Consider the following 20,062-nt stretch of genomic DNA (forward strand, 5'->3'; position numbering starts at 1 on the left):
CCCCCCCCCCCCCCCCCCCCCCCCCCCCCCCCCCCCCCCCGACTCTACAAAGGCAATGCCATTGCGTTGCCGCAAAGCTGCGGTACGCTGCAGCTCTGGTGCTTGCCACGGATGCGCTCAATGAAAACCATCGTTCTTGCTGTGTTCCTGTCACTGGCGATCGCACCGGCCATCGCGTCGGCGCAGGAAATGACGGATGAACTGGCCACGCTGGGCATCACCGCCGGCATGCCCTATGCCAAGGCCAAGCGCCTGCTCGATGCAGCGGGCTGGCAGGCCACGCCGCCGGAATCAGCGCAGGCCACACTGCCGGATTTCCCCGAGATCGAATGTGGCCAGGGCCGCGACGCAGTCTGCTCGGCGGGCTTCCACAAGAACGATCAATCGGTGGCGATGATCATCGGCACCACGCAGGCGGGGCAGCCGTTCGTGCAGGGCACGTACTGACCGCGCACGGACGTCGCCATGAAAATCGCTGCACGTGGACGTACCGGATGGGGATGGCTGCTGGTCGGCCTGTTGTTCAGCGGCACTGCTGCGGTGGGCTGTACCGCACTGGGCCGGTTTGCGATCCCGCAGTTCGCTCAGCAGTTTGCCGAAGCGGGCCAGCCGCTGCCCGTCATCACCCAGTTCTTTGCAGGCAGCTACGGGCTGGCCTGGCTTGGCCTTCCGCTGGTGATTGCCGCCTGGCTGGCAGGGTGGGCGCGGCTGTCGGCGTTGATCGGCAGCGTGACGCTGATGGTGGCGACCCCGCTGGCCATGTTTGCGGCCTACCTGCCGCTGTTCAAGCTGGGCACGTTGTACTGATCCGGGCGCGGCCCGGTGGCTGCGATCGTGACCGGGTACCGCCAACCATGACCTCCGGCCCGTCGCCGGGCATGCACGTGCGTACTACTCTCAGGGGTTCAAGGCGCGTGGGTGCCTCCTTCCACTGGAGTTGTCGATGTCCCGTTCGTTGCTGGTCGTCGTTTCCGCTGTGTTGACGCTGTCCCCGCTGCCGTTGCTCGCCGCCAGGGCACCCGCGCAGGACCTGGCCGCCGAGGTCAACCCTTTCATCGGCACCACCAACGCCGGCAACGTCTACCCGGGGCCGACGGTGCCCTTCGGCATGGTGGCCTTCAGCCCGGAAATGACCGCACTGCCGGGCAAGCGCTTCCCGATTGCCGCGCCCGGTGGCTATGAGTGGCGCAGCAACGGCGTGCGCGGTTTCAGCCTGACCCACGTCAATGGCACCGGCTGCACCGGCGCCAGCGGCGATATTCCATTGATGCCGGTAACCCTGCCAGTCGAGCTGTCGCCGTCTTCGGCCGATGCCGGCGTGCGCTATACCAGCCTGCTGGACCACGCGAAGGAAAGCGCCAGCCCCGGTGCCTACACGCTCACCCTCGACAACGGCGTGGCCGTGAGCCTGGCAGCCACGGCGCGCACCGCGGTAGGCCAGTTCCAGTTCCCGGCCGACAAGCCGGCCAACCTGTTGTTCCGCACCTCCGACAGCGAGGTGGGCAGCAGCGATTCGACCATCATCATCGACCCGGCAACGCGCACCGTGCGCGGCTCGGTCACCAGCGGCAACTTCTGCGGCTACCTCGCCGAGGACCGCCGCGAGAGCTACTACACCCTGCATTTCGTCGCCGAGTTCGACCAGCCGTTCGAGGTGGGCGGTACCTGGCGCGATGACACCGTGCAGGCCGGCGCGCGCGAGGGCGGCGGTGGCACCACCTATGGCAGCAAGGGCCACCCGCCGGCAGGCAAGGGCGCGGGCGGCTGGATCAGTTTCGATGCCAAACGCACGCCGCAGGTGACTGCGCGCATCGGTATTTCCTACGTCGATGAAGCCGGCGCGCGCGCCAACCTGCGCCGCGAGAGTCCGCAGGGCACGACCGTGGCGGCCACGCAGGCGGCCACCCGCGCGAAGTGGAACGAGCTGCTGGGCCAGGTGCGGGTGCAGGGTGGCACGCCCGACGAGCGCACCGTGTTCTACACCGCGCTCTACCACGCCATGCTGGCGCCCAACCTGCACAGTGATGGCGATGGCCGTTACCGCGGCATGGACGGCAAGGTGCATGCGCTGGCCAAGCGGCAGCAGGCGCAGTACGCCAACTATTCGGGCTGGGATGTGTACCGCTCGCAGCTGCAGCTGCTGACCCTGCTGCAGCCGCAGGTCGGTTCGGACGTGGCGCAGTCGCTGCTCAACCAGGCCGACCAGAATGGCGGCGTCTGGGATCGCTGGACCCACATCACCGGCGCCACCGGCGTGATGAACGGCGATCCGTCGCCGCCGTCGGTGGCGGCCATCCATGCCTTCGGCGGCCGCAGCTTCGACCTGCAGCGCGCCTACGCCTCGCTGAAGAAAGCAGCGACCCTGCCCACCGCGCGTGATCTGGACAAGCGCGGTTGCCCGGTGCTGTGCGTGGGCCAGCGCCCGGGCCTGGACCAGTGGCTGGCCCTGAAGTACATGCCGGAAGGCGCGCCGGGCTGGGGCAGTGCGGCCGATACGCTGGAAATGGTCAGCGCCGATTTCGGTCTGTCCGAGCTGGCCCTCGCCGCCGGCGATGCGCAGGGTGCAAAGCAGTTCCGTGAGCGTTCCGGCTGGTGGCGCAATCTCTACAACCCGAAGGCCACCGCGCGGCAGGGCTACATCCAGCCGCGCAATGCCGATGGCAGCTGGCCGGCGTTTGATCCGGCCGCCGATGATGGTTTCGTCGAAGGCAGTGGCGCGCAGTACCTGTGGATGGTGCCGTTCGATCCGGCGGGCCTGTTCGATGCGCTGGGTGGCCGCGAGGCCAGCATCGCGCGGCTCGATGCGTTCTTCCGCACGCCGGATGGTGGGTGGGCAGTGACCAAGTCCGGTCCGCTGCACGCCGAGCTGGACAACGAACCGTCCATCGCAGCGCCGTGGCTGTACAACTTCCTTGGCCAGCCGTGGAAGACCCAGGAAACCGTGCGCCAGGCGATGCGCCAGATCTGGACCAACACGCCCGAGGGCATGCCCGGCAATGATGACCTTGGCCAGATGTCCTCGTGGTACGTGTGGTCGGCGCTGGGCCTGTATCCGGTGTACCCGGGCCGCGCGGACCTGGTGATCGGCAGTCCGCTGTTCACCGAAGCAGTGATCACCCGCCCGGGCGCGAAGATCGTGGTGCGTGCACGCGGCGCGGCGATGGATGCGCCGTACGTGCAGTCGCTGCAGGTGGATGGCAAGGCCAGCAACGCGAGCTGGCTGCCGGCCAGCTTCGTGCAGCGCGGCGGCACCCTCGACTTCGAACTGGGCAGCACGAAGAACGAGCAGTGGGGCGCACAGGACGTACCGCCTTCGCACGGCCCCCGCTAAATCCACGGCATGCGTTGATGAACCACCACACGGCCGGGCACCCCCGGCCCCGTTGAACGCGCACCATCCGGCCCGGTAGATCCACGCCATGCGTGGATGCGGTGCCACGCCATGCGTAGATGAACCTCCACACGGCCGGGCACCACCCGGCCGTGCTAGCCTGACCGTGCAACAGACAAGCGGCAGGAGGTTCCCATGGAAATTCCACAGGACGTGTACGAGCACGTACTGGGCGTGGCGGTCGAAATGGCCAATGCCAGCACCCACGGCGATACCCGCAGCCAGTGGCGGCTGCACGACGAGCTGCGGCAGTACTGCGATGCGATGGCGGTGGAAGGCCGCGACCATCCCTTCCTCTGGGAAACCCTGGGTGACTTCACCAGCGACAGCGGCGTGGCGATCGGCTACTACGAGCGCGCGCTGGCCCAGGCACGCCAGCTGGGCGTGATCGAAGGCGAAGCATCGATCTGCCTGGAACTGGCACGACGCCACATCGACCAGGGCGAGACCGAGCGCGGTTACGAATTCGCGCTGCTCGCCGACGAAGCCGCGCGGCAGACCGACGACCTCGATCTGCGCCGCGAAATCAGCCAGTTCCTTCTGGAAAACTCATGACCCACCTTCGACGTTCGCGATACTGCGCCACTGCCGTGGCCCTGCTGATGGCCATGGCCTGCGCGCAGGCGCAGCCGCCGGTGGCGGTCAACCCGCTGCTGCTGAAGCCGGTGGACCAGGTCACCCCGGATGAGGTGCGCGGCATGCAGCAGCGCCTGTCCGACTGGCCCAACCTGGCCCGTTACCGCGAGGCCAACGCGCGCGTACCGGCCAAGCAGGGCGGCGTGCCGCGCGTGCTGTTCTACGGCGATTCCATCACCCAGCTGTGGGGCGAGAAGGATCCTGCACAGTTCTTCCCCGGCAAGGGCTATCTCAACCGTGGCATCAGCGGGCAGACCACGCCGCAGATGCTGCTGCGTTTCCGCCAGGACGTCATTGCGCTGCAGCCGGACGTGGTGCTCATCCTCGCCGGCACTAATGACATTGCCGGCAATACCGGGCCCAGCACGCAGGCGATGATCGAAGACAACCTGCACGCGATGGTCGAACTGGCGCTTGCGCACGGCATCCGCGTAGTGCTGTCGTCGGTGCTGCCGGTGAGCGAGTACCGGTGGATGCCCGGTATCGAACCTGCGCCCAAGGTGCGCGCCCTGAACGCCGCACTCAAGCAGTACGCCGATGCGCAGGGGCTGGTGTACCTGGACTATTACTCGGCCATGGCCAATGCAGCCGGTGGACTGGATCCGGCATTGGCGGCCGATGGCGTGCACCCAACCGCGAAGGGTTATGCATTGATGTCGCCGCTGGCGGAAAAGGCGATTACGCAGGCGCTGAAAGCCACGCCGCCCGGCAAGCACTGATCGTCTTCGCTGGGTATGGCGGCAGTGTCCAACAAGGTGGTCGAGACCGTGGCGCGCGCCGTGTTCAAGCGCAGCCCGGTGCTGGTCACCGAGCTCTATTCAAGCGCCGGCGAGCAGCCGCGCCGCTACGATTCCGCCGAGGCGCTGTGTGAGCACGGCAGGGCATTGCAGTGGGTCTCAGGCGGCATGTTGCTGATCGGCGTGCAGTACGCGGACATGGGCGGCGCCGTGCGCGTGCGCCCGTTCGACAGCGGGCGCGGTGACTCCGCGCGCGTCATGGTGTCCGGCTGGGGGCTGATCTCGATCCTGCTGCCGATGGCCATCGATGCGAACGTCGGCGCGAAAGTGCAGGCCCTGACCGAGCGCGCCGCACTGGCCCGCGAGCGCGGCGCGCTGGACGTTTCGCCGGTGTGCGACTGGAACTGGAAATCGGTGGAGTCGCACAAGCGTCGCTTGCAGGATGTGCTCCGGAAAGCCCTGTAAGGCGCCCGCTCAGTCGTCGTCGCGCTTCAGCGCCGTATCCGCCGCCAGCAGCGCCTGCGCTGCCGCACTCAGCGGCGGCGAGGGCGGCGTATCGCAGCCAATGGCCGCCATCATCCGCTCCATGCCGACGAAGCTGCGCGCGCGGCGGTCGTAGATGCCGGTGACCAGCAGCGCGCGGGTGGCGGCTTTCTGCTCCGGCCCGACCAGCACGCGCTGCTCCATGATGATGCGCGTTCCGACCCAGCCGGCCAGCCGGGTTTCCAGGGTGAACTGCTGAAAGGGCTTGAGCTCGCGCCGGAACTGGATGGTGCCCGCACCGACGATGGGCGCCCACTTCTCACGCAGCGCCACCTTGCCCAGGCCCATGCGCAGGATCAGGTCCAGCCGGCCCAGGTCGAAGATGTTCCAGTAGCGGCCGTTGGTCATGTGCAGGTTGCTGTCCAGGTCGTTGGGCAGCACCCGGAACGGCAGCCGCGAGACCCCGAACGGGGCCTCCAGCTTCGGCCGGAACAGGCTGCACAGCAGCAGGTGGAGCAGGCGGAACCAGAGATTCATGACTATGACGACTGTTATAGGACGGGCGATACGCTAATCTATGACGACTGTCCTAGCAAGGTGAGCGGCATGAGCCCGCGAGCGTCCGATGCCCCCCAGCGCGTGATCGATGCGGCCGCCCAGATGCTGGCGCGGGTCGGGCTCAATGCCACCAGCATCCGCGAGGTGACCAAGCTGGCCGAGGCGCCGCTGGGCTCGACCTACCACCATTTCCCGGGCGGCAAGCAGGAACTGCTGGCCCGCGCCACGCAGATGGCAGGCGACAAGGTGGAAGCCCTGCTGGTGGAGCTGCTGCAAGGGGGCGCGGTGCAGGGCCTGCAGCCGTTCCTGGCGATGTGGCGCGAGCGCCTGCTGCGCACGCAGTTCCGCGCCGGCTGCCCGGTGCTGGCCGCGGCGGTGGAAGAACCGGTCGAAGCGGTCGCGAGCCAGCCGCGTGCTGCCGCCGCCGAGGTGTTCGCACGTTGGCAGGGCCATCTGGCCCAGGCCTTCGTGGCTGACGGTCACGCACCGGAACAGGCGGCCGCGCTGGCCAGCCTGGTCATCGCCAGCGTGGAAGGTGCGGTGGCCATGAGCCGCGCGCTGCAGGACATCGCCCCGTTCGACCAGGTGGCCGCGCAGCTGCTGAAGGCAGCGACCCCGCCTGCAGGCTAGAATCGGCCCGAATGCACCCACGCGTGCCCGGCAAGGATGTCCGCATGCTGCACCACCTTTCTCTTGGCGTCCGCGATCTGCACGCTGCCGGCCGGTTCTATGATGCGGTTCTGGCCGCGCTGGGTTATCGGCGCGTGTTCGAGGATGACACCGCCATCGGTTACGGCCTGGTGGATGACGAAGACGTGCTGTGCCTGAAGCTGCGCGATGACGCCAGCGCGCCGGGCCCCGGCTTCCACCTAGCATTCGCTGCACAATCGCCCGCACAGGTCGATGCCTTCCACGCCGCGGCAATGGCCACCGGCGGCCGTGACAATGGCCCGGCCGGCCTGCGCCCCGATTACGGCGATACCTATTACGCCAGCTTCGTGGTCGACCCGGACGGCCATCGCATCGAAGCGGTCACCAAACAGGCTGCCCCATGAAGCAGACCAAGCGCTTCAACCGCAGCCCACTGAAGCTGCCGATGACACGCAGCAGTGAAGTCGCCCGCGCGCGCCGGCACCTGCAGCACCACGGCTGGCCGCGCCTGCAGATGGCGCTGATCGTGCTGCTGACCGGCGGCGCCGGGTTTCTCGCTTCCCATGTGCTGCGGCTGGCCGGGCTGGACAGCATGCTGCTGCGCTACCCGCTGTCGGTGCTGCTGGCCTATGTCGTGTTCCTGCTGCTGATGTGGCTCTGGATCCGCTGGCGCTGGGATGCCGTGGCCGACGGTGCCGCCGAGGTCGCCAGTAATGGCGGCGGCGGTGGCAGTTCGCCACGCACGGGCCCGTCATGGGGCGGCAATGGCGGCCATTCCGGTGGTGGTGGGGCGTCAGCGTCGTGGGCGGAGGCCTCGACCCCGTCCCTCACCGACACCGATGGCGCGTCCCTGCTGGAGGTCGCCGACGGTGAGGCCGGGCTGCCACTGCTGGCCGTGGCCGGCATCCTCGCGCTCGCGGCCGGCGTGCTGCTGGCCAGCGCCTGGGTGGTGTGGTCGGCGCCGGTGCTGATGGCCGAACTGCTGGTGGACGCGGCCATTGTCGGCGGCCTGTACCGGCGCATGCAGGGCATGGGCGCGCAGGGCTGGTGGCAGCTGTGCCTGTCGCACACGATCTGGCCGCTGCTGGGCCTGCTGGTGTTCTTCGCGGTGCTGGGCTGGTTTGCGCAGCAGCTGGCGCCGGACGCGGTCAATCTCATGCAGGTGGTGCAGGCGCTGTAAGGTGGGCGAAAAGGAGTGCCGGGCACTGAGTGGCCCGCACAGGAAGAAACTTCATTGCAAAGGAGAAGCACATGGATGTGGCTGCATGCAGGACAAAGGTGGTGTGTTGGGTGCTCGGTGTGATGTTCGCGCTGGTGATGTCGTTCAGCGCGATGGCACAGTCACCGTCGGCGACGATCGAGCCGGTCGCTGACGTGGCTGCCGCCACTGAGGAAGCGACGTGCCGTGCGTGCACGTATGAACGGATCGGCCGCAAGGTCGATATCGGTCTGGTGGCCTTGATGGCCACGCTGATCATCGGCGTGCTGTTCGCCGTCTCCCGTGAGTGGGGAACGCCCTCGCAGCGTTGGACCTGCCGCAGCACGGCGCTGTTCCTGGCGGCGATGGGCGTGGTGTTCGTGTGGCGCGCCGGCAGCGTGCTCTACCTGGGCTACAGCCCCTGGCAGGAGGTGCCGTCGCTGGTCATCGCAGGGTGGGTCGATGGCCTGCTGACCACCTCGCCGCGCTGGCTGATGGCCCTGCTGCTGATGGCGGCGGCCCCGCTCATCTGGAGGCGCAGCGAGCAGCTGCCACGCTGGCGCATCGCCTGAGGCAGCGCCGGGCAATGCCCGGCGTTTCCCTGTTCATCTTCGGTCAAAGCCCTAGAATGGGACTATGTCTCGCAAAGCTTAACGAACCGATGGGAAGCGTGATTAATATGGCGGTGTGGCTACAGATCCAGATACCACCCGGGAGGTGCCTATAGCGGAGCTTTGCGCGAACCTGCTTTGCTCCATGCGGCTCACTCTAGTTGAATATGAAGCGTCTGATCCAAAATCCATTCGCTGCAATAGTCGAGGCGCTGGGCGACTGCTGTGGCACGTGAAGATCAATTAAAATTGAGTTTTAAGGGGAGGGGGCGATGAAGGCGGGTTGGTTGAATGAATTTTCGCTTGAGTTAATGGATCTAAAAAATTCATCTGCAGATATAAAAGAAGTTACCGTATTTCATTCTCGTGCGGACGAATGGTATGTTGGGGATAATTTATCTGCATGTCACGATGACTTTTCCGTTGCGGTGCGGGATGGGAAATATCGAAAGTTGGGGCTTAGCAAGACTTATGCTTTCCCCTTGAATGACGCTGGTGTAGTCGTGTGTGTTGAGTTTTCGATATTTCCGAAGACTGTCAAGCTGAACTTGATAAGCTCTCGAATTGAGCAGGTCAGAGAAAATTCTAGGCATCGGTTCGACGCCCTGCATGACTCTCTTACAGGATGTAAGAATCGAAAGTCATTCGAGACTGATCTTTCGAAAGCCTTGGAGATTCTTTCGTCTTCAGGTGGGACTGGTGGCGGGTTGCTTGCTCACGGTGGACTCAACTCTGTGAGCCTCGCAACACTGGATATCGATTTCTTTAAGAGAATTAACGATAGTCGAGGGCATGACTATGGAGATTTGGTGCTGCGGTCCTTCGCATGGCTCGTTCAGGATCAGTGTTCTTTAATCCAGGGGAAGCGGCCGAAGCTCAGGGTTGATCTCTATCGACTCGGTGGCGAAGAGTTCAATATACTTTTCAGTGGAGAGGTTGAGGAGCGAGAGGTCCTTGACGTTCTGGAAGAGTTGCGGTCCGCGATTGAGCGAGAAGTTATTCCTTCTGATTCTCAGTTGGCGGTGATTGGGGGCGACGGGGTGGTCGTTCCGCCGCCCTCGGAGCGTCACGTAACTGCCAGCTTTGGTCTCGCCAGATTGACTGGTATTACGCCCAAGCAGAATCCATCATCAGTTGCGGGTCGCCTGAAAGTTCATTCGGACAAGGCTCTTTATTCCGCGAAGGGTGCTGGGCGGAATTGCATCAGATATTTTCCCGACATTCTGAAGAAGTATGGGAGAGTTTTAGAACACGACTCTTCCGCAGGCGTGGTGGTGATTGATATCGGTCTAGAGGCTGGGGTGGTGAAGGGGCGGGAGTTCTTCGTTGTTCCTGAAAGATATACCGGTGAGAGAAATTACATTGTTGACGACGGGCGCACGAGGAGGATTCTTGGAAGATACCCGCGCATTAAGACAGCTAAGATAGTTGCGTTCGATGTCCAGTCCGAAATTTCGTTCTGTTCAATCTCTGAGAGGCGGGAAGGGATAGATGTTGTAGAGGGGGACTTCTTGGAGTCAATCCCGCTCGGCCTGTTTGGCGGACTTTCTGGGCTTCACGGCCACAATGAAATATCTAGAGAGATTGAAGCAGAGGCTGTCCTCAGGTCCTGGCTAACCGGAGATCCAGGTGACAGTCGGCGAGTACTCTCTATTCGCTTTGCCGACATCCGTGAGGTTGAAAGGAGTCATGGGTCTGTCAAAGCAAATGAAATTTTGGCCGGCGCCGTGGCAGCCGCAAAACGCGTTTTCCCCGCTCCGATGCGAATAGTTCAAACCGAAATAGGACAGTTTGGCGTCGCGTTGTCATGCGACGAGGACTCGGTCGATGAACTGATGGAACGGATGATCCGATTGCTGTATGAAATTTGTAGCGATGTCGCCGACTTCTCGCTTGGCCTGTTTGACCGTGACTCGATGACGATCGGTTTAGAAGCTGGCTACTCGCTTGATTTGGGCGCCGCTTACGATTACGCAACGATCGCGGCTGCGTCAGTGGATAAGAATGCTTGGCGAAGATTTGACGCCCGAGCGCCTCAAGATGTGATTAGCCAGAACTACTATTCGAACGAATATGAGAAGGTCCTGGCGGACTATGATCGATTCAAAGAGTTGGGTATTGTAGGCTCGATGTTTGAGAACTTTGCCGGCTTGTCGCACTTCGTATTCTCAGGTGATGCTGAGCTCGCTGGTGTGTCTTTCCGCGCGGCAGTTGAATATCAAGATAGTCCGGTGGTTCGCAGTAATCTTGCTATTGCGCAGTTCTACTGCGGAAGATTTGCTGATGCCTATGATAATCTTAATATGGCCATGGCCGCCAACGCTGGCGAACATCCGAACGAGAATAGTTCAAACATATTTGCCGTTGCTGGGCTTGAGTCGCACTTGCTGCGAGGCGATCCTGACTTGGTGCGTGTTTCAGAGCTTTTTAATGTTGCGGAAGGTAGCGGTAATCTCTCATTTTTGAAGCCTGGTCAGTTCGAGGCGGCGAGATCCAAATTGGATGATTTGCGGGCAGTTTGAGAGCGTGCATAGCTTAATGTACACGCAGCACTGTCTCTCCCAGCCCCCACTCCATTGTAGGTGTGGGGGTTCACTAGAGTGCTCGCATCCAGATCATGGATCTACGTAAAGTGGTGAACGTACCGGTGCACATCAGTGCGCTGGCGCTCAATCAAAGCGCCAGCGCACCCCTGCGTACACGCCGCGGCCTTCGCCCGGCGTCGAGCGCGCGACATCCTTGCCCGCGTCGTTGTAGCCCGGCGTGACCGTGGCCGCATAGTGGCGGTCGCCGATGTTGCGCATCTCCGCCCAGGCCTGCCAGCGGCCACCCGGTGCGTCGTAGCCGATGCGGCTGCCGAAGATCACGTGGCTGTCGGCCCAGTAGCTGTTGGCATAGTCCACCGCGATGCGCGAGGCGTACTCGGTGTTCAGTGCGGCATACAGGCCCGAGGCATGGTCTAAGCGCAGTTCGGCCTGGTAGCTGTGCTGCGGCAGGCCGGGCAGGCGGTTGCTGCCGAAGCGCGTGTCGTGGCGGTAGCGGAAATCGCTGAACGTGTAGGCCTGGCGCAGCGACAGGCGGCCCGGCACACCCTGCCACAGCGTGCTGTCCAGGCCGGCCTCGATGCCGCGGTGCAAGGTGGGGCTGGCATTGTTCTCGGCCACGAACAGGTTCGGCACCGGCTGCAGCTCGACGCTCAGCAGTTCGTGGTTCACGTGCGCGTAGTAGCCGGTCAGTTCCCAGCGGCCCAGCGCAGCTTCGCCACGCGCGCCCAGTTCCAGCGTGGTGGCGGTCTGGTTCTGCATCGCCACCGGCGTGCTCTGGCGGCCGGTCGACGGACCGTTGCCAGCGCCGAAGAACTGGTTCGAACCCCAGATCATCGACCACGGGTGCGGCGCTTCCACCGAGCGGCTGAGGTTGCCGAACCACTGCGTCTGCGCACTGTGCTGCCAGGTGAAGCCCAGGCGCGGCGCGTAATCCCAGTCGTGGTCACGCAGGCGGCCACCGCTGGTGGGCCAGGTCACCTGCACATCGCTGCGGGTGTTGATCAGCGCCAGACCGGTCTGCACGCGCAGGCGATCATTCACCGCCAGGTTGTTGCCGATATGCAGCGTGCTCTGCGTGCCGAGATGGCGGAAATCACGCGTGTGCGTGCCGGCGGCATAGCCGTTGCTGGCAAAGCGCAGCGACTCGCGCACGTTGGCATCGAGGTCGTGGGTCACGCGCAGGCCGACGGTGGTTTCGCTGTCCAGCCCGAACAGCGGATGGCGGCGGCGGTAGTCCAGCGTCGCGTTGAGGTCGGCGTAGTCCAGCTGCTGGCGGTACAGGCTCTCGCCCAGGTCCATCGGGTACTTGTGGTAGACCAGCCCGGCCTGCAGCGAGGAATCCTCGTCGATCTGCAGCGTGGTCATGTTGCCGATCCAGGTGCTGCCCGGCTGCGGGCGGCGCGCGTCGATGGCGAGGTTGGCCGGGTTGGCCGCACGCGGGTCGTTGCGGATCTGGTCGCGGGTCAGGCGCCCGGGCGTTTCGTGATTGGTCTCGCGGTAGCGCACGAAGAAGCGCGTCTGCAGGTCGGGGCTGATCTGCCAGCCGATGTTGGCCATCGCGCCCTTGCCGTCGCCGCGCGCGTGGCGCTGGTAGCCGTCGAACTCGCTGTCGGAGTAGGCCAGGAAGTAGTCGACATCACCACTGACGCCGCCCCAGCTGATTCCGCGCTTCTGGTAGCCACGGCTGCCGGCTTCGTAATGCAGCTGCACGCCGGCCGAGTCGCGGCCGCTGCGGCTGACATAGTCGATGGCACCGCCCAGCGCCAACGCGCCGCGCTCGAAACCATTGGCGCCGCGCAGCACTTCAACGCGCGACAGCCACAGCGGTTCCAGCAGTTCGTAAGGCGTGCCGCCCGGGCCGGTCAACGGCAGGCCATCGAGGGAGACCGCAATGCCCGAGGCATGCGCGCCCGGCCCACGGTTGATGCCCGAGCCGCGGATCGACACCTTGGTGCCCTCGTTGCCCGGCGACTGCGCGCTGATGCCGGGCTGGTAGGCCAGCACGTCGGCGCTGCTGGACAGGCGGCTGTCGGCCTTTGCGACGTCGATGACGTTGCTGGCGCCGGGCACGCGCTTGAGCGCCTCGCGGGCTTGGGCGCTGGCATCGGCGGCAGTGACCTGCACCGCGTCCAGCGTGGTGGCCTGCGGGGCGGCGTGGGCGGTGGCGGCAAGGCCGAGGGAGACGGCCAGGAACAGCAGCGACGGGGTGGGGCGGTAAGACGGGAGCGACATGCGGACAGGCTGTAAACCACGAAATTGGCGCGCAAGTTAACAGGTCGCGGGCGGTACGTCACCCATCAGTGCCGTATGGGGCATGCCCTTGTAGAGTCGAGCCATGCTCGACTGGCGAAGTCGGCTGCATCAAAACAACGCAGTCGAGCATGGCTCGACTCTACAAAGACGGCTTCGCCAGCGCCTTCGCCTTCTCGTACAGCGCTTTGGCAGTCTCCGCATCGCCCAGCGCGGCATGGCATTCGGCCAGGCTGTCCCAGGCATTGGCCGAATCCGGGTACAGCTCGGTGTTGAGGGCGAATACTTTCAGCGCCTTGCCCGCACCCAGGCTCTCACGGATCGCGTAGCCGCTGGCGTTGATCGCGCGCTCGCGTTCGCTGCCGGTGATGCGGATGTTGTCCTGCAACCAGTCGCGCATCGCCTGTGCCGCGCCAGCCGTCTCATCCGACGCATAGGCGATCAGGCGCTCGGACAGCACCGCACTCGGAAACTCCTGCGGTGCAGCCACCGCCATCGTGCTCTCCACCAAGGTGCTCGACCACACATTGCGCGCGCTGCCATTGGTCAAGTACACGAACACCCAGTAACCGCTGGCCAGGCTGCCCTTGTAGGCCAGCCGCGCCCGCACGCGGGTACCTCCATCGTGGCCGACCTGGGTGTAGCCATCGCTGCGCGTGGTATCCCAGCCAGTGGAGAAGAAATTGCTGCCGCCGCTGGCGAGCTTCTGCGGCTGCCAGAGCTTTTCCAGTGTCGCTGTACGCAGCAGCTTGCCGGTGGCCAGCGCCTGCAGGAAGCGGTTCATGTCGCCGACGGTGGTCTGCAGGTCCGCGTGGCCCCAGCCATAGTGCGGCCACGGATCTTCATCGGCCGCCTGCAACGCGCCGTCCTTGCCGGTGTATGGCACTGCCGCGCGTGCTGCTGGCACGCTGTCCAGCCCCCACGAAGTACTGCGCATCTTCAGCGGCTGCAGGATGCGTTCGCGGGCGATGGCCGGGTAGGGCTTGTGGTAGTGCGCTTCCAGCAACGCGGTCAGCACCAGGTAGTTGGCCTGGGTGTACTGCACGCGGCTGCCGGTGGCGAACTGCATCGGCGCCGCGCCGGCCACCTTCAGTGCAGCGGCAAGATCCGGTGCAACGCCGGGGTAGCCCTTGCTCACCCAGCGGTTGTCCACGCGGTCGTAGCACTCGGCGATGCCGGAGCTGTGGTTGAGGAAATCGCGCACATGGATCGCCTGCCAGGCGGCGGGCAGATTGGGGACATAGCGGCTGGCGGGCGCGTCGAGATCCAGCGTGCCCTGATCGACCAGCTGCATCACCAGCGTGCTGGTCAGCAGCTTGGCCATCGACTGCGCGGCGAATATGCTGTCGACGGTGGCCACTGCATGCGTGGCCGGGTCGCGTTCACCGCTGGCGCCCTGGTAGAGCACGTTGCCGTTGTGGGCGACCAGCACGGCCTGGCCGGCGATGCCGTAGCGCTCGCGGTTGACCTGCAGTTGGGTGTCCAGCCGGCTCGAAAGCCCGTCGCGAACATCACGCGCCGAGGCGGGCAGGGTGACTGCCACGGCGCAGAAGAGTGCAGCAAGGGCGCGATACATCGCGGTGGTCCGTCAGCGGCGATGGCGCATCTTGGTCAGGGCGGGAGATCGGGTCAAGAGCAGCGATTCCCGCCCCAGGGAAAGCCGGCCAGCGGCCGGCTCTACCACACGTTCAAGGCAGCGCAGGGCCGTGCCCGGCGACGCTCGATCAGCCCAGGATCCCCGGCAGATCCAGTCCCTTCTCCTTCGCGCATTCCACCGCGATCTCATACCCGGCATCGGCATGGCGCATCACACCGGTGGCCGGGTCGTTCCACAGCACGCGCGCAATGCGCTTCGCGGCCGCCTCGGTACCGTCGCAGACAATCACCATGCCGGCGTGCTGCGAGAAGCCCATGCCCACGCCGCCGCCGTGGTGCAGCGACACCCATGTGGCACCGCTGGCGGTGTTGAGCAGGGCATTGAGCAGCGGCCAGTCGGACACCGCATCGGAACCATCGGCCATCGCCTCGGTCTCGCGGTTTGGCGAGGCCACGCTGCCGCTGTCCAGATGGTCACGGCCGATCACCACCGGCGCCTTCAGTTCGCCGTTCGCCACCATCTCGTTGAAGGCCAGGCCCAGGCGATCGCGATCGCCCAGGCCCACCCAGCAGATGCGCGCGGGCAGGCCCTGGAACTTGATCTTCTCGGCGGCCATGTCCAGCCAGCGGTGCAGGTGCGGGTTGTCCGGAATCAGCTCCTTCACCTTGGCATCGGTCTTGGCGATGTCTTCCGGGTCGCCGCTCAGCGCTGCCCAGCGGAACGGGCCGATGCCGCGGCAGAACAGCGGGCGGATGTAGGCCGGCACGAAACCGGGGAAGTCGAAGGCATTGGCCACGCCTTCTTCCAGCGCCATCTGCCGCAGGTTGTTGCCGTAATCCACGGTCGGCACGCCCAGCGCGTGGAAGCCGAGCATGGCGCGGATGTGGTTGGCCATCGATGCACGCGCGGCCTTTTCCACGTCCTTCGGCGCGGAGACGCGCTTCTCGTCCCACTGTTCGACGGTCCAGCCCTGCGGCAAGTAGCCGTTCACCGGGTCGTGCGCCGAGGTCTGGTCGGTCAGCAGGTCGGGCTTGATGCCGCGTTCCAGCAGTTCGGCCAGCACGTCAGCCACATTGCCCAGCAGGCCCACCGATTTCGGCGCGCCCGCTTTGCAGGCTTCATCGATCAGGCGCAGCGCTTCATCCAGGTTGTCGGTCCAGGTATCCAGGTAGCCGGTGCGCAGGCGCATGTCGATGCTGCTCTTGCGGCACTCGACGGCCAGGCACGAGGCGCCGGCCATCACCGCGGCCAGCGGCTGCGCGCCGCCCATGCCGCCCAGGCCGCCGGTGAACAGCCACTTGCCGGTCAGGTCGCCACCGAAATGCTGGCGGCCCATTTCCACGAAGGTCTCGTAGGTGCCCTGCACGATGCCCTGCGCGCCGATGTAGATCCAGCTGCCGGCAGTCATCTGGCCGTACATAGCCAGGCCCTTCCTATCCAGCTCGTTGAAGTGGTCCCAGTTGGCCCAGCGCGGCACCAGGTTGGAATTGGCGATCAGCACGCGCGGTGCATCGGCATGGGTGCGGAACACGCCCACCGGCTTGCCCGACTGCACCAGCAGGGTCTGGTCATCGTCCAGCCGCTTGAGCGTTTCGACGATGGCATCGAAGCTCTCCCAGTCGCGTGCGGCGCGGCCGATGCCGCCGTACACCACCAGTTCCTGCGGGCGCTCGGCCACGTCCGGGTGCAGGTTGTTCATCAGCATGCGCAGTGGCGCTTCGGTCAGCCAGCTTTTGGCGTTCAGCGTGGTGCCGGTGGGCGCGATGATGGTGCGGCTGGGGTCGTTGCGGGTCATGCGGCGCTCCGGTTCGTAGCGAATTCAAGGCAGGCGTTGAGCACCTGCGCCAGCGTGTGGCGCAGCGGTGCGGCGTGTTCGGGGTCGAGCGGGGTGGGCCAGCTGTGCTCGTCCACCTGGTCGGGCAGCGGTTCGTGCATGTAGCCACGGCAGGCCAGTTCCATCTGCAGCGTGTGCACGCCGCCGGCGATGTCGCTGTAGTGGCGGGTGATCCAGCCGCCCTTGAAGCGGCCGTTGCGCACCTGGCTCATGCCGCTGATTTTCAGCAGGTTCTCCACCACATCGCTCAGTGCGTTGTCGCAGGAGGTATCCGGTGCACCGGACGGACCGGCCGTGCCCAGGTTGAACTGCGGCAGCTCGCCGTCGAACAGGTGCGGGATATGCGAGCGTATCGAATGCGCGTCATACACCACCACCGTGCCGTGGCGCGCACGCAGGCGTGCGATCTGCGCGGCCAGCGCATCGTGGTAGGGCGCGAAATACGTGTCTCGGCGGCGGCCGATCTCCGCCTCATCCGGCTCGCGGCCGGCGTGGTACAGCGGCTGATTGTCGAAGGTGGTCAGCGGGCACAGGCCGGTGGTGTTCTGGCCCGGGTACAGCGACACGCCGCTGGGGTCGCGGTTGAGGTCGATCACCGAACGCGAGATCGCCGAGCGCACGGTGGTCGCGCCCATCCCGCGCACGAAGTCGTAGAGGTCGTGCACCCACCAGTCGGCATCGCGCCGCGCCAGCCACGGCGAGTGGTAATCGCCCATCAGCTCGTGCGGCAGCTCGCTGCCGGTATGCGGGAAGCTGACGATCAACGGGGCATCGCCCTCGTGCACCGTCAGCCATTCGGGGCGGGCATTCATGCCTGCGGCTCCACGGTCGGCAGCAGTTCGCCCAGGCCCTGTGCCAGTGCGCCGCTGCGTACCAGGTTCGTGGCGACCACCATGTCCGGGTGGAAGTAGCGGTCTTCTTCCAGCGTCGGCACCTGCGCGCGGAGGGTGGCACGCACGGTTTCCAGCGCAGCGCTGGAGCGTAGCGGCGCGTGGAAATCGCAGCCCTGCGCGGCGGCCAGCAGCTCGATGCCGATCACGTTGGCCGCGTTCTCGGCCATCTGCATCAGGCGGCGTGCACCGTGCGCGGCCATCGACACGTGGTCTTCCTGGTTGGCCGACGTCGGAACGGAATCGACGCTGGCCGGGTAGGCACGCTGCTTGTTTTCAGACACCAGCGCCGCGGCGGTCACCTGCGGAATCATGAAGCCGGAATTCAGGCCCGGGCGCGGGGTCAGGAACGCCGGCAGACCCGACAGCGCCGGGTCCACCAGCATCGCCAGGCGGCGCTCGCTGATCGAGCCAATCTCGCACACCGCCATCGCCAGCATGTCGGCCGCGAAGGCCACCGGCTCGGCGTGGAAGTTGCCACCGGACAGCGCTTCGCCGGTCTCGGTGAACACCAGCGGATTGTCGGTCACGCCGTTGGCTTCGATTTCCAGCGTGGTTGCGGCCTGGCGCAGGATGTCCAGCGCCGCGCCCATCACCTGCGGCTGGCAGCGCAGGCAGTACGGGTCCTGCACGCGCACGTCGTTGTCGCGATGCGATTCGCGGATGTCCGAGCCCTGCATCAGCGCGCGCAGGGTGGCGGCGGTGGCGATCTGCCCGCGCTGGCCGCGGATGGCGTGGATGCGTGGATCGAATGGCGTATCCGAGCCCTTGGCCGCTTCCACCGACAGCGCACCGGTCACCAGCGCGGCCTGGAACACGGTCTCGATCTCGAACAGACCGGCCAGCGCATACGCCGTGGAGAACTGGGTGCCGTTGAGCAGAGCCAGGCCTTCCTTCGCGTCCAGCTCCACCGGCTGCAGGCCGGCGCGTGCCAGTGCGTCCATCGCCGGCAGACGCTCCTCGCCGATGAAGGCCTCGCCCACGCCCAGCATCACGCTGGCCAGGTGCGAAAGCGGTGCCAGGTCCCCCGAAGCGCCGACCGAGCCCTGCGCCGGCACCACCGGCAGCACGCCCTTCACCAGCATCGCTTCCAGCAGCAGCAGGGTTTCCTCGCGCACACCCGAGGCGCCCTGCGCCAGGCTGACCAGCTTCAGCGCCATCATCAGCCGCACCACGCTGGCCGGCATCGGCTCGCCCACGCCGGCGGCATGTGAAAGCACGATGTTCCGCTGCAGGGTGGCCAGGTCTTCGCGCTCGATGCGCACGCTGGCCAGCTTGCCGAAGCCGGTGTTGATGCCATACACCGGCGCGCCCTTGGCGACGATGGCGGCCACCGCGGCGGCGCTGGCGCGCACCACCGGCAGCGCGGCCGGGTCCAGTGCAAGCGGCGCACCGCGGTAGACCTGCCGCCACTGGGCGAGGGTGACATGGCCGGGGCGAAGAACCAGGGTGTTGCTCATGTGTTGCTCCAGGAAGCAGGCAGGTCGGGCTGCCCGCGCACCACGCGCGCGTGCAGCGGGTTGAATCCCATGCGATAGACCAGGTCGGCCGGCGCGTCGATGTCCCAGATCGCCAGGTCGCAGTCCAGGCCCACCGCGAGGCGGCCGATGCGCTCGCCGTGGCCCAGCGCGCGCGCCGCTTCACGGGTGAAGCCGGCAATGCATTCGTCCACGGTCAGGCGGAACAGGGTCGCGCCCATGTTCATCGCCAGCAGCGGGCTGGTCAGCGGCGAGGTACCGGGGTTGCTGTCGGTGGCGAGTGCCAGCGGCACGCCGGCCGCACGCAGCGCGGCGATCGGGGGCAGGGTGGTATCGCGGGTGAAATAGAAGGCGCCGGGCAGCAGCACGGCCACCGTGCCGGCAGCGGCCATCGCGGCAATGCCGGCATCGTCGAGGTGTTCGATATGGTCGGCCGACAGCGCACCGAAACCGGCGGCCAGTTCGGCGCCATGCTGGTTGCTCATCTGTTCGGCATGGATCTTCACCGCCAGCCCGTTCGCACGTGCCGACTCAAAAACCTGCCGCGCCTGCGCCGGCGAGAACGCGATGTTCTCGCAGAACACGTCCACGGCCTCGGCCAGGCCCTCAGCGGCGATGGCCGGGATCATCACGTTGCACACCTCGTCGGTGTACTCCTGCGCCTCGCGCCCCGGCGGCACCGCGTGCGCGCCGAGGAAGGTCGGCACCACATTCACCCGGCATTCCTCGCCGAGTGCGCGGGCCACCTGCAGCTGCTTGCGCTCGTCGTCCAGTGTCAGGCCGTAGCCGGATTTGATCTCGATCGTGGTGATGCCTTCGGCGCGCACCGCCAGCAGGCGCGGGCGGCTTTCCGCGGCCAACTGCTGCGGCGAAGCGGCGCGGGTGGCGCGCACGGTGGAGACGATGCCGCCGCCGGCGCGGGCGATGTCGGCATAGCTGACGCCCTGCAGGCGCTGCTCGAACTCATTGGCGCGGTTGCCGGCGTAGACCAGGTGGGTGTGGCAGTCGACCAGGCCCGGCGAGATCCAGCGGCCTTCGCCATCGATGCGGGTGGTCGGCTGCAGGTGCGCATCGCTGCCGGCCGGGCCGACATGAACGATGCGGCCCTCGGCGCAGGCCAGCACGCCATCGGTGATGACACCCAGGCCCTCGCCATCGAGGGTCATCAGGTGGACGTTGGACCAGAGGGTATCGACGTGCAT

18 protein-coding genes are annotated in these 20,062 nt (G+C 65.9%); 11 read left to right on the plus strand and 7 right to left on the minus strand.

Annotation, left to right across the window (positions count from 1 at the left end; genetic code table 11):
* Positions 1-120 precede the first annotated feature (120 nt).
* The 6 genes from IAE56_RS11215 to IAE56_RS11240 all read left to right on the plus strand — a co-directional run bounded on the left by IAE56_RS11215 (position 121) and on the right by IAE56_RS11240 (position 5,229).
* Complete coding sequence (locus tag IAE56_RS11215; protein ID WP_200752598.1) at positions 121-447, plus strand: hypothetical protein; 327 nt, start codon at positions 121-123, stop codon at positions 445-447.
* Between the two features lie 18 nt (positions 448-465).
* Positions 466-807 carry a hypothetical protein gene (locus IAE56_RS11220; RefSeq protein ID WP_200752599.1) on the plus strand — a complete coding sequence of 114 codons (342 nt, stop codon included), beginning with the start codon at positions 466-468 and terminating at the stop codon, positions 805-807.
* A gap of 136 nt (positions 808-943) precedes the next feature.
* Positions 944-3,331, plus strand: a complete 2,388-nt coding sequence (locus IAE56_RS11225; protein ID WP_200752600.1) for a GH92 family glycosyl hydrolase — start codon at positions 944-946, stop codon at positions 3,329-3,331.
* Between the two features lie 195 nt (positions 3,332-3,526).
* Positions 3,527-3,946 (plus strand): hypothetical protein, encoded by a 420-nt coding sequence (locus tag IAE56_RS11230; protein WP_200752601.1) that lies wholly within the window; start codon positions 3,527-3,529, stop codon positions 3,944-3,946.
* Between the two features lie 47 nt (positions 3,947-3,993).
* On the plus strand, positions 3,994-4,746 hold the full coding sequence (locus tag IAE56_RS11235) for an SGNH/GDSL hydrolase family protein (protein ID WP_234456026.1): 753 nt from the start codon (positions 3,994-3,996) through the stop codon (positions 4,744-4,746).
* A gap of 24 nt (positions 4,747-4,770) precedes the next feature.
* A complete protein-coding gene (locus tag IAE56_RS11240) occupies positions 4,771-5,229 on the plus strand; it encodes a hypothetical protein (RefSeq protein WP_200752603.1) in 459 nt (152 codons plus the stop codon).
* Positions 5,230-5,238: 9 nt separating this feature from the next.
* Here the strand turns inward: IAE56_RS11240 and IAE56_RS11245 are convergent, their stop codons facing one another.
* Positions 5,239-5,784 (minus strand): thioesterase family protein, encoded by a 546-nt coding sequence (locus tag IAE56_RS11245; protein WP_200752604.1) that lies wholly within the window; start codon positions 5,782-5,784, stop codon positions 5,239-5,241.
* A gap of 69 nt (positions 5,785-5,853) precedes the next feature.
* Here IAE56_RS11245 and IAE56_RS11250 point away from each other — a divergent pair, with 69 nt between their 5' ends.
* The 5 genes from IAE56_RS11250 (at position 5,854) to IAE56_RS11270 (ending at position 10,787) form a co-directional block, all read left to right on the plus strand.
* Entirely contained in the window at positions 5,854-6,435 is a 582-nt protein-coding gene (locus IAE56_RS11250) for a TetR/AcrR family transcriptional regulator (RefSeq protein WP_200752605.1), read from the plus strand.
* A gap of 44 nt (positions 6,436-6,479) precedes the next feature.
* On the plus strand, positions 6,480-6,860 hold the full coding sequence (locus tag IAE56_RS11255; RefSeq protein WP_200752606.1) for a VOC family protein: 381 nt from the start codon (positions 6,480-6,482) through the stop codon (positions 6,858-6,860).
* Positions 6,857-7,636, plus strand: a complete 780-nt coding sequence (locus tag IAE56_RS11260) for a hypothetical protein (protein WP_200752607.1) — start codon at positions 6,857-6,859, stop codon at positions 7,634-7,636. Before IAE56_RS11255 ends, IAE56_RS11260 begins: the two co-directional genes overlap by 4 nt.
* A 71-nt stretch (positions 7,637-7,707) precedes the next feature.
* Positions 7,708-8,226, plus strand: a complete 519-nt coding sequence (locus IAE56_RS11265; RefSeq protein ID WP_200752608.1) for a hypothetical protein — start codon at positions 7,708-7,710, stop codon at positions 8,224-8,226.
* 311 nt (positions 8,227-8,537) lie between these two features.
* Complete coding sequence (locus tag IAE56_RS11270; RefSeq protein WP_200752609.1) at positions 8,538-10,787, plus strand: GGDEF domain-containing protein; 2,250 nt, start codon at positions 8,538-8,540, stop codon at positions 10,785-10,787.
* Positions 10,788-10,934: 147 nt separating this feature from the next.
* Here the strand turns inward: IAE56_RS11270 and IAE56_RS11275 are convergent, their stop codons facing one another.
* From IAE56_RS11275 to hutI, 6 genes are all read right to left on the minus strand, one after another.
* Positions 10,935-13,043: a TonB-dependent receptor gene (locus tag IAE56_RS11275; protein ID WP_200752610.1), complete on the minus strand. Its 2,109-nt coding sequence runs from the start codon at positions 13,041-13,043 to the stop codon at positions 10,935-10,937.
* A gap of 160 nt (positions 13,044-13,203) precedes the next feature.
* Complete coding sequence (locus IAE56_RS11280) at positions 13,204-14,637, minus strand: serine hydrolase domain-containing protein (RefSeq protein ID WP_200752611.1); 1,434 nt, start codon at positions 14,635-14,637, stop codon at positions 13,204-13,206.
* A gap of 148 nt (positions 14,638-14,785) precedes the next feature.
* Positions 14,786-16,453 (minus strand): urocanate hydratase, encoded by a 1,668-nt coding sequence (gene hutU, locus IAE56_RS11285; RefSeq protein ID WP_200752612.1) that lies wholly within the window; start codon positions 16,451-16,453, stop codon positions 14,786-14,788.
* Positions 16,450-17,304 (minus strand): N-formylglutamate deformylase, encoded by an 855-nt coding sequence (hutG, locus tag IAE56_RS11290; protein WP_200752613.1) that lies wholly within the window; start codon positions 17,302-17,304, stop codon positions 16,450-16,452. The genes hutU and hutG overlap by 4 nt, the downstream gene beginning before the upstream one ends.
* Entirely contained in the window at positions 17,301-18,842 is a 1,542-nt protein-coding gene (gene hutH / locus IAE56_RS11295) for a histidine ammonia-lyase (RefSeq protein WP_200752614.1), read from the minus strand. The genes hutG and hutH overlap by 4 nt, the downstream gene beginning before the upstream one ends.
* Entirely contained in the window at positions 18,839-20,062 is a 1,224-nt protein-coding gene (gene hutI / locus IAE56_RS11300; protein WP_200752615.1) for an imidazolonepropionase, read from the minus strand. The genes hutH and hutI overlap by 4 nt, the downstream gene beginning before the upstream one ends.

It is taken from the genome of Stenotrophomonas sp. S41 (genome assembly GCF_016624625.1).
Lineage (GTDB): Bacteria > Pseudomonadota > Gammaproteobacteria > Xanthomonadales > Xanthomonadaceae > Stenotrophomonas.

Coding starts and splice junctions, on each gene's coding strand:
- IAE56_RS11260 (WP_200752607.1), top strand. CDS start 6,857: ATGAAGCAGACCAAGCGCTTCAACCGCAGCCCACTGAAGCTGCCGATG.
- IAE56_RS11265 (WP_200752608.1), top strand. CDS start 7,708: ATGGATGTGGCTGCATGCAGGACAAAGGTGGTGTGTTGGGTGCTCGGT.
- IAE56_RS11215 (WP_200752598.1), top strand. CDS start 121: ATGAAAACCATCGTTCTTGCTGTGTTCCTGTCACTGGCGATCGCACCG.
- IAE56_RS11230 (WP_200752601.1), top strand. CDS start 3,527: ATGGAAATTCCACAGGACGTGTACGAGCACGTACTGGGCGTGGCGGTC.
- hutG (WP_200752613.1), bottom strand. CDS start 17,304: ATGAATGCCCGCCCCGAATGGCTGACGGTGCACGAGGGCGATGCCCCG.
- IAE56_RS11245 (WP_200752604.1), bottom strand. CDS start 5,784: ATGAATCTCTGGTTCCGCCTGCTCCACCTGCTGCTGTGCAGCCTGTTC.
- IAE56_RS11235 (WP_234456026.1), top strand. CDS start 3,994: ATGGCCATGGCCTGCGCGCAGGCGCAGCCGCCGGTGGCGGTCAACCCG.
- IAE56_RS11220 (WP_200752599.1), top strand. CDS start 466: ATGAAAATCGCTGCACGTGGACGTACCGGATGGGGATGGCTGCTGGTC.
- hutU (WP_200752612.1), bottom strand. CDS start 16,453: ATGACCCGCAACGACCCCAGCCGCACCATCATCGCGCCCACCGGCACC.
- hutH (WP_200752614.1), bottom strand. CDS start 18,842: ATGAGCAACACCCTGGTTCTTCGCCCCGGCCATGTCACCCTCGCCCAG.
- IAE56_RS11275 (WP_200752610.1), bottom strand. CDS start 13,043: ATGTCGCTCCCGTCTTACCGCCCCACCCCGTCGCTGCTGTTCCTGGCC.
- IAE56_RS11270 (WP_200752609.1), top strand. CDS start 8,538: ATGAAGGCGGGTTGGTTGAATGAATTTTCGCTTGAGTTAATGGATCTA.
- IAE56_RS11250 (WP_200752605.1), top strand. CDS start 5,854: ATGAGCCCGCGAGCGTCCGATGCCCCCCAGCGCGTGATCGATGCGGCC.
- IAE56_RS11225 (WP_200752600.1), top strand. CDS start 944: ATGTCCCGTTCGTTGCTGGTCGTCGTTTCCGCTGTGTTGACGCTGTCC.
- IAE56_RS11280 (WP_200752611.1), bottom strand. CDS start 14,637: ATGTATCGCGCCCTTGCTGCACTCTTCTGCGCCGTGGCAGTCACCCTG.
- IAE56_RS11255 (WP_200752606.1), top strand. CDS start 6,480: ATGCTGCACCACCTTTCTCTTGGCGTCCGCGATCTGCACGCTGCCGGC.
- hutI (WP_200752615.1), bottom strand. CDS start 20,062: ATGCACGTCGATACCCTCTGGTCCAACGTCCACCTGATGACCCTCGAT.